A 16,148-nucleotide genomic window follows, 5' to 3' on the forward strand; every position below is an offset into this window, starting at 1 on the left:
GCATCAGGGGTGGGTGTTGTCAAGTTATTTGCGATTCTTTTTTCATTTTCTTGCCGTCTCAAGTGCCCATTGAGTACACTGGAAAGCCTCGTCCCGCAACGACTTTACGTCCATTGTCCGATATTCTCCGTACAGATACAGAATCTCGCCGGCCACCATGGTCATGCACACTTCCAGGCCCGTGGCCGCATAAACGGCATGGGAGACATAATTGAACACCGGCATGAGATTGGGGCTGCTCAGATCCAGGGCGATCATGTCGGCGGCATAACCGGCTTCTATGCGTCCAAGCTCCGGCCAGCCAAGGCACTTTGCCGAGTTGCGGGTGGCCATGTCCAACGCCGTTTGAGCGTTGACTGCCGAAGCGTCGTTGTGGCGTATCTTTCCGATCAGAGCGGCAAGCGCCATGTCGCGAAACATATTAAGTTGATTGTTGCTCGAAGCGCCATCCGTGCCAAGCCCCACAGTGATTCCGGCATCCAGCATCTTTTGCACCGGAGATAGGCCGGAGCACAGCTTCAGGTTGGAACCGGGGTTGTGCACCACGTTAACGCCGCCATCGGCCAGAATCTCGATTTCCCCGTCGGTCACGTCCACGCAGTGATGCAGGGTGGTGCGCGGCGTGAGAAGGCCGAGGGATTGCAGCAACTCGACGGGACGTTTTCCGTATTTGCCCAGACAGACGGCGGTTTCCGTGGGGGATTCCGCCAGGTGAATCTGCCAGGGGATGTCCAGGCGTTCGGCAAGCTCGAAGCTGGCCACCAGATCATCCGGGGCCACGGTGAAAGCGGCATGGGGCGTGACTGCCGTGCGAACCCGGGGGTGGTTTTCGAATCGTTTGTTCAGCTCGCGGAGGGTCTTCCAGCAGTCTTCAGCTGAAGAAAACATGGGTGAGGGGAAACTGAAGAAGCCTTCACCCAGAACGGCACGCAGGCCGCAATCTGAAACGATCTGCCCCGTGACATACTCATTGAAGTATCCGTTGAGAAACGAGGTGCAGCCGGTTCGGATGAATTCGGCACAACCGAGTCTTGCGCCCACGGCCAGCAGATCGTCGTTGAGGTGACGTTCCAACGGCCAGATGTGGTTTTCCAGCCAGTCCATGAGCGGAAGATCGTCGGCAAAGCCGCGCAGCAGCGTCATGGGTAAATGGGTATGGCCGTTGACAAGGCCGGGCATGAGCATCTTACCGGAAAGATCCAACCTTTGAACGGGGATATAGCGTGTTTCAAGAGTGGCGTAGTCGTCCACTTCAAGCACGTTGCCGTCCTTGACGGCCACTCCTGCCGAGGTCAGGACACGGCGGTCGTTATCCTGAGTTACAATGACATCCGCCCTGACGAGCAGGTCGCAGGGCGGCAGTATGTTTTCTGTTGTTGATTGCGACATGATATCCCGGCTAATCAATATGCTTGATGACTTCGACAAGCAGGGAGGTGACCTTCTCGACGTTGCCTTGGAAAACTTCAAGGATGTCTTCCCAGGTGACCGGGGCTTCATCCGACTTCCAGCAGTCATAATCAGTGCTCATGGCCACGGCGGCATAGGGAATACCGGCCTCGTTGGCCAAGATGCATTCCGGCGCCACGCTCATGTTGATGACGTCCGCGCCCCACATCCGAAACATGTTCGATTCCGCCCTGGTGGAAAAACGGGAACCTTCAATGGTGATGACAGTGCCGGTTTCGTGGGAGGTGAGCGCCAGGGCTTTGCATGCCTGGTTGAACAGAGAGCGCAGCTTTTCGTCAAAAGGATCGGCCATGCCGGTATGGACTGCGCCATGCGGCTCGAATTCCTCGTAGAAGGAAACAGGGCGGCGACGGGTAAAATCGATGAACTGGTCCAGGATGACAAGGTGTCCCCGGTCAATTTCCTCTCGCAGGGAGCCGCAGGCGGTGGTGGCCAGAATCCTCGTGCATCCGGCATCTTTCAGGGCCTGGATATTCGCACGGTAATTGACAAATGTTGGAGGAATGGTGTGTGCACGACCATGACGGGCAAGCAAAAGCACGTCCTTGCCCTCGATGGTTCCCGCCTTGAGGGGGGCTGAGGGTTTTCCGAATCGGGTGTCGACCTCAATGTCGCGGGCGTTCTGCAACAGATCCGGATCATCCAGTCCGCTGCCGCCTATAATACCTATTATCGTCATAAAATATCCTCGCTAGTCTATTTCAACCAGGAAATCGTGTTTGATGCCAGCCGCACGCATGACTTCGTCGCCGTCCAGAAAACTGAGTTGAATGACAAAACCTGCTCCCACGATCTCGCCTCCGGCCTCCCTGACCAGCTTTATCATGCCTTCGGCAGTGCCGCCGGTAGCCAGCAGATCGTCAATTATCAGGATCTTGTCACCTTCCTCAACGGCGTCGACATGCATACACAAGGTGTCGGAACCGTACTCCAGATCATAGGTGACGCAACGATTCTTATAGGGCAGCTTGCCGGGTTTGCGGATGGGGACAAAGCCGATGCCGAGCTTGAGCGCCAAAGGGGCTCCAAAAATGAAACCGCGGGCATCGGCGGCCACGATCTTGGTGGCTCCGCAATTCTTGTATTTTTTCACAAATTGATCAATAACATACTCAAATGCTTTGTGATTGATCAATATTGGAGTGATGTCGAAAAAGGTGATGCCTTTTTTGGGATAGTCCGGAATGTCTCGGACATGCAGTCGTAAATCCATGTTGCCTCCTCAAAGACGAATATCAAAGAGCCATACGTTTTGAGTGACTTGGGTGTCAATGCTGTTGCCAGACAATTGGGCATCGGCTATCCAGTGGTCACGGAGAACAAAACATGTCTGACGCACGACCGCACCATAGGGCCAAGAAGAGCTTGGGCCAGAATTTTCTCACGGATCAGAATATCTGTCGAAAAATTGTGAACGCTCTCGATCCGCTAGAGGATGACCATATCATTGAAATCGGTCCGGGACGAGGAGCCTTGACCGAGCATCTGGTCGAAGTCGGAGCGCGCAGGCTTTCTGTCATCGAAATGGATGATCATCTCGCAGACAATCTGGCCCGGGATTGGCCCGAACTGGATGTGATCCGAGCGGACGCCCTGAAATTTCCATGGCCATCGCTCAACCAAAGCGGACCGTGCAAGATCATCGGCAACCTTCCCTACAATGTCGGCTCCAAGCTCATATGGGATATTGTCAGTCAGGTGAATACGCTTGAACGGGCTGTATTCATGGTCCAGCACGAAGTGGCTCTCAGGTTGACGGCCGAGCCCGGCTGCAAGGCCTTCGGCGGGTTGACCGCCTGGGTGAAAAATTTTTGCCGCACCCGATATCTTTTCAAAGTGCCTCCGACAGTCTTCAGGCCTCAGCCCAAAATTGATTCGGCAGTGGTTCGTTTCGACCCGCTGCCCATGGAAGACTGGCCTGATGACAAAGACAAGTTGTCGGAATTGATAAAAATTCTGTTTCAACAACGAAGAAAACAGATCTCCACCATTCTGAAAAATCGAATGACGCCCGCCGTCGAGCAATGGTTCGAAGCCCAGGGCGTCGATCCCCGAATGCGCCCGGAAAACCTGAGTCCGGAGCAATTCAGGTCTCTTTCCGTGCTGTTTTAGTGCAACGATTCACAATTATTGAAGTCCTCTCCGTTGCGGCAGACCTGAAAGCGGTTTTTCGGGAGTATGATCACAATGCCAAAAACACCCCAGAAGCTCCATATAGCGTTGTTTTTTTCGTTTTTTTCAGCTCACAGGCTGGACACAGACCGAAAGTTCAATTAAAGGCCAAGAGGTGAGTTGTAAAAGGAAACAAAGTGCGAGTGCATTTTGTGCTCTGGCTGCACTTTAACTAGATACGTTAAGGTAATTATTTCACTGAGGAGGAAGGACTAATGACAAAGGCTGAATTGGTTGTCAAAATCGCAGAAAAGGCTAACCTGACCAAAGCGAATGCAGAGCGTGCTCTGAACGCATTCCTCGAAACCGTTGAAAGCACACTGGTTTCCGAAGGAAAGTTGACCCTGACAGGTTTTGGCACATTTATGGTCGAAGCTCGTAAGGCACGTGTTGGCCGCAACCCCCGTACCGGTGCCGAGATTAAGATTCCGGCTACGAAGGTTGTCAAATTCCGTCCCGGCAAGATCCTCAAGGACACCGTAAAATAGTTTGGAGATAATCCTATGATGATTCACGGTGAAACCGTTCACAGCCCGCTGCCCATGGACCTTCCTTGGTGGATGCCTGATCATTTCGTTTTCTTCGGCGTCCTGTATATAGTCCTCGGCATCATAGGCGTTGCCTTGGCCGTTACTGTCATGCAGTCCCTGCGTGACGCTAAGCAAGCTGACCACTAGCCTGTTTGTATGAGAATTGAAGGCCTGCTCGGCAATTCCCGAGCAGGCCTTTTTCTGTGAAAAGTATCGTGATCCAATTATGGATTTATGGTTGCTTTTCGATTATAATGCGTATATGTAGTTGCTCCTATTTCGCTGGCCCGCCATCGCAAGCGGGCAGTTCACCGAGGAGGTGATTTCCATTGCCAGGTGTATACTTTGACGAAAACGACAATTTCGACATCTCTCTCCGCCGCTTCAAGAAGCAGGTTGAGAAGGCCGGAATCCTGTCCGAGCTGAAAAAACGTCAGCACTACGAAAAGCCCAGCGTGCAGAAGAAGAAAAAGAAAGCTGCCGCCAAGAAACGGCTTGCCAAAAAAATGCGCAAAGTTCGCAGCATTTAGAATATGAGTCTGTCAAAACAAATAGACAAAGACTACATAGAGGCCTACAAGGCCAAAGCTACGGTAAAAGTGGCCGTCTTGAGACACCTCAAGACGGCCATTAAAAACCGTATGGTCGAAGACAAAGTCGCAGATCTTTCCGATGAGATCGTTCTTGATCTTATCGCCAAGCAGGTTAAACAGCGCAAGGATTCCTTCGAGCAGTATACCAAGGCAGACAGAAGCGACCTGGCACAGGTCGAAGCCCTGGAGCTCGTCGAGCTTGAAGTGTATCTTCCCAAGCAGTTATCCGACAAGGAACTTGACGCGGCCATAGACAAGGCCATAGCCGATGTCGGCGCGTCTTCCATGGCAGATATGGGCAAGGTGATGCAGGCTGTTCTTGGCGCCTACACGGGACAGATCGACGGCAAGAAAGCCAGCGGGCTGGTCAAGGCCAAATTATCCTAACTTTCCAACCCCGGTTCACGATGGAATCCAGAACTTACCAAGTATTGGAATTCCCCAAGATTCTCGGGGTACTATCCGGTTTCGCCGTTTCCGAACCCGGTGTTTCCGCGTGTCTGAGCATCCGGCCATTTGAGACCATTGCAGAAGTTCTGCGCGCAGGGCTGCTGTTCGAGCAGGCCGCGTCATGGGTGAATGAATCCGGGTTCACCATCCGACCGTTTCCTGAACTGGATGGCATCTTTCCCCATCTCGAAAGCGAATTGGCCGTATTGGATCAGGACGCGCTTTTTGCGCTCAGAATCATACTCGATCAGGTCAAAACTGCCCGAGAATCCCTGGATACATACGAAGATCGCGACTGGGACATCCTGAATCAGGATCTGTTCGCCTACGACTGGCCGCAAAAGACCGTATCCGGCATAGTGCGTTGTCTGGATGCCGAAGGACAGATCAGGGACGAAAGCTCCCCCGGCCTTCTGGCGGTTCGTCAGGAAATCCGTGCCATCCATCAGCGTTGTACCAAGCGGGTCAAGGATTTCATTTTGCAGGAAAACATGGCTTCGGCCATGCAAGATGAATACATGACGATCTCATCAGATCGTTATGTCTTGCCCATCAAGGCGAATTTCAAGAACAAAACCAAGGGCATAATCCACGACTATTCGCAGACCGGGGAAACCTGTTACTTCGAACCCATTTTTTTGGTGGAGACCAACAACAGGCTTCAAGAGCTGAAGCGTGAAGAGCGGGCTGAAGAATACAAGATCCTGCAATATCTGACCAGTCTTGTCCGTCAGGAACGCCATGATATTCATGGTGCCTACAAGGGACTTGTCCTCTTGGACGTGCTCATGGCCAAGGTGCGACTTGCCCAGGCATACAATGGTCGGACTATAGATATCGTGGAGCAGGGCGTTCCCAATCTTCTCAAAGCCCGTCATCCGCTCCTGGCCTTGACAGACGACTCGGTGCAGCCGCTTACCCTGGAGCTGCTTGACGGTCAAAAAGCCATGATCATCACCGGCGGCAATGCCGGTGGAAAAACCGTCTGCCTCAAAACCCTGGGCCTCATAAGCCTGATGGCCTTTTCCGGACTGCCGGTGCCAGCATCCGAGGGAAGCCGGTTGCCTTTCTGGAAAGATATTTTCGTGATTATCGGTGATGAGCAGAGCCTGGAAGAAAACGTGTCCACCTTTACGGCGCAGATACAATACCTGCGTCGGGTGTGGGATCAGGTAAACGCACATTCGCTCTTTATATTGGACGAATTCGGCGCTGGCACTGATCCGACTCAAGGCGCTGCACTGGCTCAGGCCGTCATCGATTCTTTGGTCGAAAAACAGGCGACGACTTTCACCGCCACCCATTTCCCGGCTCTCAAGGCTTATGCCATGGCCGCTTTATCCGTGCGGGCCGCAAGCGTGCTTTTCGATCCCGGCACCAAAAAGCCGCTCTTCAAATTGGCCTATGATCAGGTCGGTGCGTCCATTGCGCTGGATGTGGCCAAAGAACACGGATTACCTAACGTAATCCTGGAACGCGCCGAAAAGTATTTGTTACTGGACGGTTCGGATACGACCACAGTTTTGGATCGTCTCAATGCCATGGCCGTCAAGAAAGAGGACGAGCTGGACGCCATTGAAAAGGAACGCACCAGGATTGAGCAGAAAAGGGCCAATCTCGAAGTTAAATTCGAGAAGGAACGCACCAAGTTGCTCAAGGATATCCAGGCTCGCGCCCAGGATGTGGTCAAAGAGTGGAAAGCTGAAAGGATCGGGCGCAAGGAAGTGCGAAAGAAACTTGCCCAGATGCGGGTGCAGATTGAAGAAATCGACACAACGAAGCCAGAGGCTCCGGCCTTTTCTTTTTCCGATGTTGTCCCGGGCATGAAAGTGTCGTATCTGGCTTGGAACAAGTCCGGTGTTGTGCTGGAAATCAATGAGAAAAAGAAGCAGGCCAAAGTCGACATCGGCGGAGTGGCCATGTGGGTCAAAGTCGACCATCTTGGTCCGGCCACCAAGGACTCCAAAGGAGTCAGGCAGGTTGTCGAGTCCGCTCCGATCCCCAGTGACCTGGTTGTGGAAGTGGACCTTCGCGGCAACCGTGCGGATGTTGCCATCAGTGAACTTGAAAGAGCTATGGACAGTGCCTTGCGCAAAGGTGCTGGTAAAATGGAAATCGTGCATGGCCGCGGAACCGGAGCGCTCAGGCGCGAGGTGCATGAATTTCTTACATATTATCCTGCGGTAGAGAAATTTTCTCTGGCACCCGAAGATCGGGGCGGAGACGGTATGACTGAAGTAACGCTTAAATAGTAGTGATAGCCTGGAGGCGTTTGGTGGACAGAAGTGGTGTCGAGGCTGTCAAGGCCCGAATCAACATCTCGGACATAGTGCGCCGTTACGTGGACCTGAAGCCGGTTTCTGGCCGGTGGATGGGGGCGTGTCCGTTCCACCAGGAGACCAAGCCTTCCATGTCCGTCAATGACGATGAGGGCTTCTTTTATTGTTTCGGGTGTCAGGCATCGGGCGATGTCATTGATTTTTACGGACGCATTAACGGTCTTGATTTCAGGGAATCCTTGGAGCAGTTGGCGGCTGAGGCCGGAGTCGAACTGTCTCATGTTCCCCACGATCCCAATGCTTCGGCGCATAAGGCTCGGAAGCAGTTGCTCCTTGACATACATGAAGAAGCGGATCAGTGGTTCCAGCGCAACCTTCGTATGGCGGCCGGGGATCATTGCCGACGGTATTTGATGAATCGAGGTATGACCGAGGAGATGATCAACCGATTCGGTCTCGGATACAGCCCTGAAGATTGGCACGGTCTGGACAATTTTCTCAAGACAAAAGGCAGGAATTCCGAACAGGGTGTGGATGCAGGACTTTTGTCAAAAAATGAAAAAGGTAATATTTACGACAGGTTTCGTGGAAGACTGATTTTTCCCATCCAAAATTTATCAGGGCGGGTTATTGCTTTTGGCGGCAGAATCATTACAGATGGAGAACCCAAGTATCTGAACAGCTCGGATACGCCTATCTACAAGAAGGGCGACCACTTGTATGGGCTGAGCCTGGCACGGTCTACCATGACTCGTTCAAAGAGAGCCATTCTGACCGAAGGATACATGGATGTTATATCGCTCCATCAGTTCGGCTATACCGATTCCTGCGGCGTTTTGGGCACAGCCCTGACATCGGACCAGGTGAAAAGGTTGGCTGGATTTTGCTCGCGTGTGGACCTGGTGTTTGACGGCGATGGAGCAGGGCGTAAGGCCGCCATGAAGTCGAGCAGGATGATTCTCCTGCAAGGCGTGGCCTGCAAAGTCGTTCTCATGCCGGATGGCGAGGACGTGGACAGCCTGCTTCAGACGAAGGGCGCTGAAGGGTTCGAAGCCTGCATGGGGGAGGCTCCGGACGGTTTGAATTTCTGTATGAACACCCTGCGGACGGAGTATGCTCCCAGGGACATAGTGGCTTGGGCCAAGAGTTTTTTGTCGGATTTGTCCGATGCATCCTTGCGGGCGTATTACCTGCCTCGGTTGGCAAACGGACTTGGATTGTCGGAGGCTGATTTCAGGCGTGATGCAGGGGCTATGCCGCTGTCGCGCAATCCACAGCAACAGCCTAGACAAGCAAGTGCAATCGTTCAGCAACCGGCCATGGGCGTTGGCAAGGATGATCAGGATGACAGGTTTTTTTTGCAGTTTCCGATCCAGTATCCGGATTATATACCGGAATTGACCAAAAGAGGTTTTGAACAGATTCTTCGTACTGATTGGGCAAAGGCACTTTGGGAAAAGCTTACAACGACGCAGCCAGGCCAAGCAACGAGCCTGCTGAACGAACATGAAAAAGGCTTTTACTTCAGGTGCCGCGAAGAGATGCACACAAACGCACTTTCCGGTCGGGAATTATCGAATGAGTGGAATCATATTTGTAGTAAGATAGCGTTTGAACTTGAAAAAATGGACAAACGTCAGCTCACAGAGGCCATACGTCAGGCATATGAAAGCGGCAACACCGAGAAGGCGATGCAACTTTTGGCCTTGAAAGAATCTCGCAGGAGGGATGATGAGCAACATTAAGGAAATTCAGCAGATAAAAACCCTTATTGCCGAAGGCAAAAAAAAGGGGTTTTTGACATACGAGGAGTTGAGCAAGGCTCTGCCTTCCGACTACAACACCCCGGAGCAGCTTGAAGAAATTCACGCCATTTTCGATCAGATGGATATCGCTATCGTCGATTCCGAAGACATGGCCAAAAAGGTCACGGAAGATGACGACAATTCGGAATTGGAGTTGGAAGACAACGACGAAGATTCCACGGAGTATGCCTCTCGCAGCACCGACCCTGTACGCATGTATCTGCGCGAGATGGGCGCTGTGCCGCTTTTGGATCGTGAAGGCGAGGTCGTCATCGCCAAGAAGATCGAAAACGGCGAGATGGACGTTTTGTATTCTCTGGTCGAGGTTCCTGTTGCCGTTGAGGAGCTGATCTGCGTGGGGGAAGACCTGGAAGAAGGTCGCATAAAGCTCAAGGATGTCGTCAAGACCATCGAAGAGGATGATCCCTCCGAAGACGAGATGAACCAACGCCAGCGGGTCATTTTCCTGCTTGCCGAAGTCAGGAAGCTCTACAATAAAAAGAAAAAAATCTACGAAAAGCTTGATTACTGCGCGTGCCTGGACAAACGCGTTTATAGCGTGCAGATGGACATTCTCAACTTCAAGGAAGAGATTGTCACAAGGTTGCGCGACATCAAGCTTGAAAAGACACTCATTGACCGCATCATTGAAACGGTCAACGATTACGTGCGGCAGATGCATAACTGTCAGCGCGATCTTTCTGCTTACGTCCTGTCTGTGGGCCAAACCAAGGCCGAAATAAAGGAACTGTTCAAGCAGGTTGACGACCGCGAGATCAACCCAGTGGTGGCCGCCGACAAACTTGGCATGACTGTGGAGGAGTTCTTCTCCTTCAAGGAAATGCTGGCCGGCAAACTGGAAATCATGGGGCGGCTTCAGGACAAGTGCTGCCATTCCGTGCATGATCTCGAAGAGGTCCTGTGGCGCATCAAATCCGGTACACGCACGGCCATGCAGGCCAAGCAGGAGCTCATTCGTGCGAACCTGCGGCTGGTGGTGTCCATCGCCAAGAAGTACACCAACAGAGGCCTTCAGTTCCTGGATCTCATTCAGGAAGGCAACATCGGTCTGATGAAGGCCGTGGACAAGTTCGAATATCAACGCGGCTACAAGTTCTCGACTTATGCCACCTGGTGGATTCGTCAGGCCATTACCCGTGCCATTGCGGACCAGGCCCGGACAATTCGTATTCCGGTGCACATGATCGAGACTATCAACAAGCTGATCCGTACCTCCCGCTACCTTGTGCAGGAATTGGGACGCGATCCTTCCCCGGAAGAAATAGCCGAGCGCATGGATTACCCGCTGGAAAAGGTCAAGAAGGTACTCAAGATCGCCAAGGAGCCCATTTCCCTTGAGACTCCCATCGGAGACGAGGAAGATTCGAGCCTGGGTGATTTCATCGAAGACAAGAAAGCCACCGCACCCGCCGAGGAAGTGGTCTCCACCAAACTTGGCGAACAGATCGCTTCGGTCCTTTCCGACCTGACTCCTCGTGAGGAGCAGGTGCTCAGGAAGCGATTCGGCATCGGCGAGAAGTCTGACCACACCCTTGAGGAAGTCGGCAAGTTGTTCAATGTAACCCGTGAGCGTATCCGACAGATCGAGGCCAAGGCGCTCCGTAAACTGCGCCATCCCGTCAGAAGCGCGCTCCTGCGGTCCTACTTCGAAAACTAGATCAGACCGGGCCGGAAAGACACAGTGCTTCCCGGCCCTTTTTTACGCCCCATGCAATCAACAATCCTCATTTTCACGATTCCAGTACTGGCCGTCATTCTTGACGGTATCTTCGGCGATCCGAAGTCACTGCCGCATCCTGTCAGGCTGATCGGAAAAGGACTCGATCTCTACGAGGCCTCGGCCCGCAGAGTCGGCCTTGATCTGCGGGCAGCAGGCTGGATAGCCGTATTCCTGTTCGGAGCAGGAGCCTGGGCTTTGGTGGCGCTGCTCATGCACATTCCCTATCTGGGGGTGATCATAGGCGTCTATTTCGCCTATGCCGGGCTTGCCTTGGGCTGCCTGGTTCGTGAAGCGCGCAAGGTGACTCGCCTCCTCGACACCGGAGACCTTGCAGGGGCGCGTCATGCGCTGTCCATGTTGGTCAGCCGCGATACCAAAGGACTTGACGCCAACGGCATCCGCCGAACCCTGGCCGAAACCATGAGTGAGAACCTCAATGACGGATTCGTCGCTCCATTGTTTTACCTCGCCCTGTTCGGTCCCGGCGGATTGTGGGCCTACAAAACGGTCAGCACCATGGATTCGATGTGGGGATATCGAACCAAACAATACAATGACTTGGGTCGCGGTGCAGCCAAGACGGATGATTTCCTGGCTTATATCCCGGCCCGAATCACAGCGTATCTGCTCATATTCGTTGGAAAACGACAAAAACTTGCCCACGAACAGGCCCGAGCCCGCTTCAAAGCCGATGCACTGAAGATGGAAAGTCCCAACGCCGGTTGGCCCATGGCTGCGGCAGCCTGGCTCATGGGCGGACAAATGGGCGGTCCCACAGTCTATTTCGGCAAGATCAAGGATAAACCCGCACTCGGACCTAAAGGGAAAGTATGGGACAAGTCCATGATCCTTTCCCTGATGTCATTGTGCCAGAAGACCGGCAGTCTGGCGGCGTGGGTGCTCATCCCAACGCTCGGACTGCTGCAGCTCATGTTCTGATTCTTCAAGTAACACCAATAAAAAAAGGGGCTTCAAATGAAGCCCCTTTTTTTAGTTTTTGCCGAGTTCGATACTTCGATAGTAGGATTCGAAGACACCGTCGATGATGTCTCCTTTCATGCCCTGACGATCAAAGTGCATGAGTGCGCGGATGGTCGTCCCCCCGGGAGAAGTGACCATCTCCCGAAGCTGGGTGACGGAGTAATCGCTCTCGTCAGCCATTGCGGCAGAGCCGAGGAACAGCCCCTTGACCATTTCAGTGGCCTGGGGACGACTCAGGCCCAATGCCACGCCGGACTCGATCATGGCTTCCATGAAGTAGAAGACATATGCCGGACCGGAACCGATCACTCCGGTAAAAGCATCAAATTGCTTTTCCGGCAGAATGTGTGTTTGACCGATACTCATGAACACCTCGGGGACAAAGGTCTTCATCCCATTTGAAAGGTGGTGGTTATCCAGACAAATGGCAGACACACTTTGCCCGACGAGGGCGGGAGTATTGGGCATGACGCGCACAACGGCACACCGGTCTTCGGTCCAGTCTTCGTATTGCGCCAGGGTGATACCGGCACAGATGGAGATGAGACATTTGGACGTATCCAAATCGATCGTCAACTCCTTGACCACGGGCTCGGCGTGCTGCGGCTTGACGGCAAGGACGATGTAGTCACATGCCTTGGCAAGGTCGGCGGCGCTCTTCTGAACGACCAGACCGTATTTCTTGCTCAGTCTTGCAAGGGTGTCCGTGTGCAGGTCGGCTCCGTGCAATTCAATGTCATCACGTGAAGCCAGCCCTTTGATGATGGCTGACCCCATGTTGCCAACGCCTATGAACCCGATTTTCTTATTCATTATCCCACCAGCTCATCGTTTTTGAAAAAGTAGGCCACTTCGGTTTTGGCGGTGTCGGGACCGTCGGAACCGTGGCAGGAATTGTTTTGGATGTCCTGACCGTAAGCTGCGCGGATGGTTCCTTCCTCGGCATCAGCCGGGTTGGTGGCACCCATCAGGGCGCGGTATTTTTCGATGGCGTTTTCGCCTTCAAGGCAGGAAACCACGACCGGACCGGAAATCATATAATCAACCAGTTCGCCGAAGAAGGGCCGTTCCTTGTGAACAGCGTAAAAACCCTCGGCTTTGGCGCGGTCCATGTGGATCATCTTCATGGCTTTGATCTTCAGACCGGAGTCAGTGATCATTTTCAGGATTTCCGCGATGAGGCCACGCTCAACCGCATCAGGTTTGATGATGGAAAAAGTTTTTTCAATAGCCATTAAAAGCCTCCGTTTGTCTGTGTGTATGTCTTATACGTATTGGCAATGATTTGCCAGTATATGCCAAAAGGCCTGCACAGGGCCTTAACTCAACAACATTCGATCGGATATTCCTTCATCTCCACGCAGCTTGGAAAAGCGCAGGAGCAGGTCTTCCACCTTAAGAGTCTGTTTTTCCTCACCGCAGATATCCAGAACAATCTGACCGCGGTGGAACATGATCAGCCGGTTGCCCATGGCAATGGCCTGGTTCATGTTGTGAGTAACCATCAGGGTGGTCAATCCCAATGACCTGACAATCTCGGCCGTCAGGTCAAGAACCATGCCTCCGGTCTTGGGGTCAAGGGCAGCGGTGTGTTCATCCAGGAGCAGCAACTGAGGCCTCACCAAGGTGGCCATCAGCATGGTCAGGGCCTGGCGCTGTCCGCCCGAGAGCAGCCCTGTATGGGTTTTGAGGCGATCTTCAAGCCCGAGCCCGAGGATGGAAAGCTTTTCTTTGAAAAACACGCGGTCGCCGGCTTTGACTCCAAAAGACAGGCCACGGGGCAGGCCCCGCTTGTTGGCCATGGACAAATTCTGTTCGATGGTGGCCCCGGCACAGGTGCCGAGCAACGGATCCTGGAATACACGCCCGATCAGGGAGGCTCGTTTGTGCTCAGGCCATTTGGTGATGTCGGTTCCGTCGAGGACTATCTTTCCGGAATCTATGGGGAAGGAGCCTGCAAGTGCATTGAGGAATGTGGATTTTCCGGCACCGTTCGAGCCGATGATGGTGATGAAGTCACCGTCCTTCACTTCCAGGTTCACGCCGGTCAGGGCGGCCACTTCGTTGACGTCGCCTTTGTTGAAGGCTTTGGTTACCCCGGTAATGGATATCATTTGGACCTCCCGGCAAGGAACTTGCGCTTCATTCTGGGCATTATCAGGGCGCAGACCACCAGGATGGCCGTAATCAGATTCAGGTCGCTCGGGGTGATGGAAAAGGAACCCAGTTTGAGGCCCAGGGCCAGACCGATGGCGATCCGATACAGCACCGAGCCGAGCAGGGCGGCAATCAGTGCGCGGCTGATGGTCTTGTCGCCGAACACGGTTTCACCGATGATGACGGACGCCAACCCCGCAACGATGGTTCCCACCCCCATGTTGACATCGGCAGCACCCTGGTTCTGGGCCACCAGTGCCCCGGACGCGGCCACCAGGGCATTGGACAGGCCGACCCCGAAAATTATGACGTTGTCCGTGTTCACGCCCTGGCTGGTGATCATTTGCTTGTTGTCGCCTGTCGCCAGAAAGGCCAGTCCTTTTTCCGTGTGCAGGAACCAGATGAGTACGGCCACGATTACAAAACAGATGACAGCAAAGAGCAGCGGGGCGGCATGTTGCGGCAACAGTCTGGAAAAATTGATAAATCTGTCAACAACGGTATCCTGTCCCAAAAGTGCCATATTGGGGCGGCCCATGATGCGCAGGTTGATGGAATAGAGCGCTATCATGGTCAGGATGGATGCCAGCAAATGCAGTATCTTGAACTTGGTGTTGAGAATTCCGGTGACCATACCTGCAAGGAATCCAGCCCCGCTGGCCATGAGGATGGCGAGGACCGGCGAGTAGCCGGAAGTAATGGCCACGGCTGAAACAGCCGCTCCCAGAGGCAGGCTTCCGTCAACCGTCAGGTCAGGGAAATCGAGCACCCGAAAGGTCAGATAGACGCCAATGACCATCAGGCCATAGGCAAACCCTTGCTCCAGAGCTCCCAAAAAAGCGTACAGTGTCATATGTCATCCTAATTTGCCGAGGTAAATTTTGCTTGAGAGCCTCGGCGAACACAACGAAAAAGGCGCGTTGTAAGCAACGCGCCTTGTATCGTTATTGAGCAGAATTAGCAAATCGGTTCAATACCTATTCGATGATCTTTGCGGCCCGATTGAGGGTCGCCTCGGGCAGGGTCACTCCCATGGCAGCGGCAGCCTTCTTGTTGATGTGCAGGTTGAGGTCGTTGAGGAACTCGATAGGCATGTCGGCGGGGGCAACTCCGTCAACAAGAATTTTTGCAATCATGTCGCCAGTCTGAAGGCCCATCTTGTAGTAATCGACGGCCACAGCGGCAATGGCGCCGCGGGCAACGGAGTCCACATCGGCGACGATCAGAGGAAGCTGGCTCTGGGTGCAGACCTTGACTGCGGACTCCACAGCGGAAATGACGGTGTTGTCGGTGGGAATGTAGATGACGTCACAACGGCCCACAAGGCTCTTGGCGGCCTGATACACGCCGCTGGAGTTTGCAATGGTGGCCTCTTCGACGATCAGGCCGGCCTTGGCTGCCTCATCGCGCAGTTTTTCGACCAGGACCACGGAATTGGGTTCGCCCGCGTTGTAGATGACGCCGATGGCCTTTGCCGAAGGCACGATTTCCCTGATCAGTTCCACGTGCTTGTTGATGGGGCTGAAATCGGACATGCCGGTGATGTTCTTGCCATCCGTGTTGTTCAAATCCTTGACAAGACCGGCGGAGACGGGATCTGTGACGCCGGTGAAGACGATGGGGCGGTCATGGATCTTCTGCGCGGCAGCTTGTGCGCCCGGTGTGGCGATGGCCATGACCAGGTCGGGGGCCTCGCCCATAATCTGGCTGATAATCTGGACGTTGGTGGCCGGATTGCCCTGTGCAATGTGGACATTGAAAGTGGCCTCAATACCTTTTTCCTTCAATCGGTCGGCTGCACCGATCCGCATGGCGTCAAGGGCGGGATGTTCCACAATCTGGGTGACGGAAATAGTGTAGGTCTTGCCTGCAAAGGCAGAAGCGGCAACTAACAGAATCGCCGCAAGGGTCAGAAATATTCTTTTCACGGAAGCAACTCCTTTTCTTGTGTATTGTAAAATTTAGACATG

The 16,148-nt window shown here is 53.5% G+C and carries 17 protein-coding genes; 9 read left to right on the forward strand and 8 right to left on the reverse strand.

Translation table 11 applies throughout. From position 1 onward, the window contains the following. Positions 1-42 precede the first annotated feature (42 nt). Genes DWB63_RS04030 through DWB63_RS04040 form a run of 3 tightly spaced genes read right to left on the reverse strand, consistent with a single transcriptional unit; the run spans position 43 to position 2,683 of the window. Positions 43-1,389, reverse strand: a complete 1,347-nt coding sequence (locus DWB63_RS04030; RefSeq protein WP_128327531.1) for an amidohydrolase — start codon at positions 1,387-1,389, stop codon at positions 43-45. 10 nt (positions 1,390-1,399) lie between these two features. Next, complete coding sequence (gene mtnP, locus DWB63_RS04035) at positions 1,400-2,149, reverse strand: S-methyl-5'-thioadenosine phosphorylase (protein WP_128327532.1); 750 nt, start codon at positions 2,147-2,149, stop codon at positions 1,400-1,402. Positions 2,150-2,161: 12 nt separating this feature from the next. Then, positions 2,162-2,683, reverse strand: a complete 522-nt coding sequence (locus DWB63_RS04040; RefSeq protein WP_128327533.1) for an adenine phosphoribosyltransferase — start codon at positions 2,681-2,683, stop codon at positions 2,162-2,164. Positions 2,684-2,796: 113 nt separating this feature from the next. Here DWB63_RS04040 and rsmA point away from each other — a divergent pair, with 113 nt between their 5' ends. The 9 genes from rsmA to cbiB all read left to right on the forward strand — a co-directional run bounded on the left by rsmA (position 2,797) and on the right by cbiB (position 11,979). Next, positions 2,797-3,582, forward strand: a complete 786-nt coding sequence (gene rsmA, locus DWB63_RS04045; RefSeq protein WP_128327534.1) for a 16S rRNA (adenine(1518)-N(6)/adenine(1519)-N(6))-dimethyltransferase RsmA — start codon at positions 2,797-2,799, stop codon at positions 3,580-3,582. Between the two features lie 275 nt (positions 3,583-3,857). Then, complete coding sequence (locus tag DWB63_RS04050; RefSeq protein ID WP_128327535.1) at positions 3,858-4,130, forward strand: HU family DNA-binding protein; 273 nt, start codon at positions 3,858-3,860, stop codon at positions 4,128-4,130. 15 nt (positions 4,131-4,145) lie between these two features. Further along, a complete protein-coding gene (locus tag DWB63_RS17205) occupies positions 4,146-4,319 on the forward strand; it encodes a hypothetical protein (RefSeq protein WP_164879779.1) in 174 nt (57 codons plus the stop codon). Positions 4,320-4,501: 182 nt separating this feature from the next. Next, positions 4,502-4,702, forward strand: a complete 201-nt coding sequence (gene rpsU, locus DWB63_RS04055) for a 30S ribosomal protein S21 (RefSeq protein WP_128327536.1) — start codon at positions 4,502-4,504, stop codon at positions 4,700-4,702. A 3-nt stretch (positions 4,703-4,705) separates the two neighbouring features. Next, on the forward strand, positions 4,706-5,152 hold the full coding sequence (locus tag DWB63_RS04060; RefSeq protein WP_128327537.1) for a GatB/YqeY domain-containing protein: 447 nt from the start codon (positions 4,706-4,708) through the stop codon (positions 5,150-5,152). Between the two features lie 20 nt (positions 5,153-5,172). Beyond that, complete coding sequence (locus tag DWB63_RS04065; protein ID WP_128327538.1) at positions 5,173-7,467, forward strand: Smr/MutS family protein; 2,295 nt, start codon at positions 5,173-5,175, stop codon at positions 7,465-7,467. Between the two features lie 23 nt (positions 7,468-7,490). Beyond that, positions 7,491-9,239, forward strand: coding sequence for a DNA primase (gene dnaG, locus DWB63_RS04070; protein ID WP_128327539.1), 1,749 nt, complete (start codon positions 7,491-7,493; stop codon positions 9,237-9,239). Continuing rightward, complete coding sequence (rpoD, locus tag DWB63_RS04075; RefSeq protein WP_128327540.1) at positions 9,226-10,977, forward strand: RNA polymerase sigma factor RpoD; 1,752 nt, start codon at positions 9,226-9,228, stop codon at positions 10,975-10,977. The genes dnaG and rpoD overlap by 14 nt, the downstream gene beginning before the upstream one ends. A 51-nt stretch (positions 10,978-11,028) precedes the next feature. Further along, a complete protein-coding gene (gene cbiB, locus DWB63_RS04080; RefSeq protein WP_128327541.1) occupies positions 11,029-11,979 on the forward strand; it encodes an adenosylcobinamide-phosphate synthase CbiB in 951 nt (316 codons plus the stop codon). Between the two features lie 51 nt (positions 11,980-12,030). Here cbiB and proC read toward each other — a convergent pair whose 3' ends face one another. From proC to DWB63_RS04105, 5 genes are all read right to left on the reverse strand, one after another. Continuing rightward, the gene (proC, locus tag DWB63_RS04085) at positions 12,031-12,834 is read right to left on the reverse strand and encodes a pyrroline-5-carboxylate reductase (RefSeq protein ID WP_128327542.1); all 804 of its coding nucleotides are present in this window, start codon (positions 12,832-12,834) and stop codon (positions 12,031-12,033) included. Further along, positions 12,834-13,256: a nucleoside-diphosphate kinase gene (gene ndk, locus DWB63_RS04090; protein WP_128327543.1), complete on the reverse strand. Its 423-nt coding sequence runs from the start codon at positions 13,254-13,256 to the stop codon at positions 12,834-12,836. The genes proC and ndk overlap by 1 nt, the downstream gene beginning before the upstream one ends. A gap of 84 nt (positions 13,257-13,340) precedes the next feature. Continuing rightward, positions 13,341-14,135, reverse strand: a complete 795-nt coding sequence (locus DWB63_RS04095; RefSeq protein ID WP_128327544.1) for an ATP-binding cassette domain-containing protein — start codon at positions 14,133-14,135, stop codon at positions 13,341-13,343. Next, positions 14,132-15,031: an ABC transporter permease gene (locus DWB63_RS04100; protein WP_128327545.1), complete on the reverse strand. Its 900-nt coding sequence runs from the start codon at positions 15,029-15,031 to the stop codon at positions 14,132-14,134. The genes DWB63_RS04095 and DWB63_RS04100 overlap by 4 nt, the downstream gene beginning before the upstream one ends. A 124-nt stretch (positions 15,032-15,155) precedes the next feature. After that, positions 15,156-16,106: an ABC transporter substrate-binding protein gene (locus DWB63_RS04105; protein ID WP_128327546.1), complete on the reverse strand. Its 951-nt coding sequence runs from the start codon at positions 16,104-16,106 to the stop codon at positions 15,156-15,158. Between the last annotated feature and the right edge of the window lie 42 nt (positions 16,107-16,148).

Source organism: Pseudodesulfovibrio sp. S3 (assembly GCF_004025585.1).
Taxonomy (GTDB): Bacteria; Desulfobacterota; Desulfovibrionia; order Desulfovibrionales; family Desulfovibrionaceae; genus Pseudodesulfovibrio.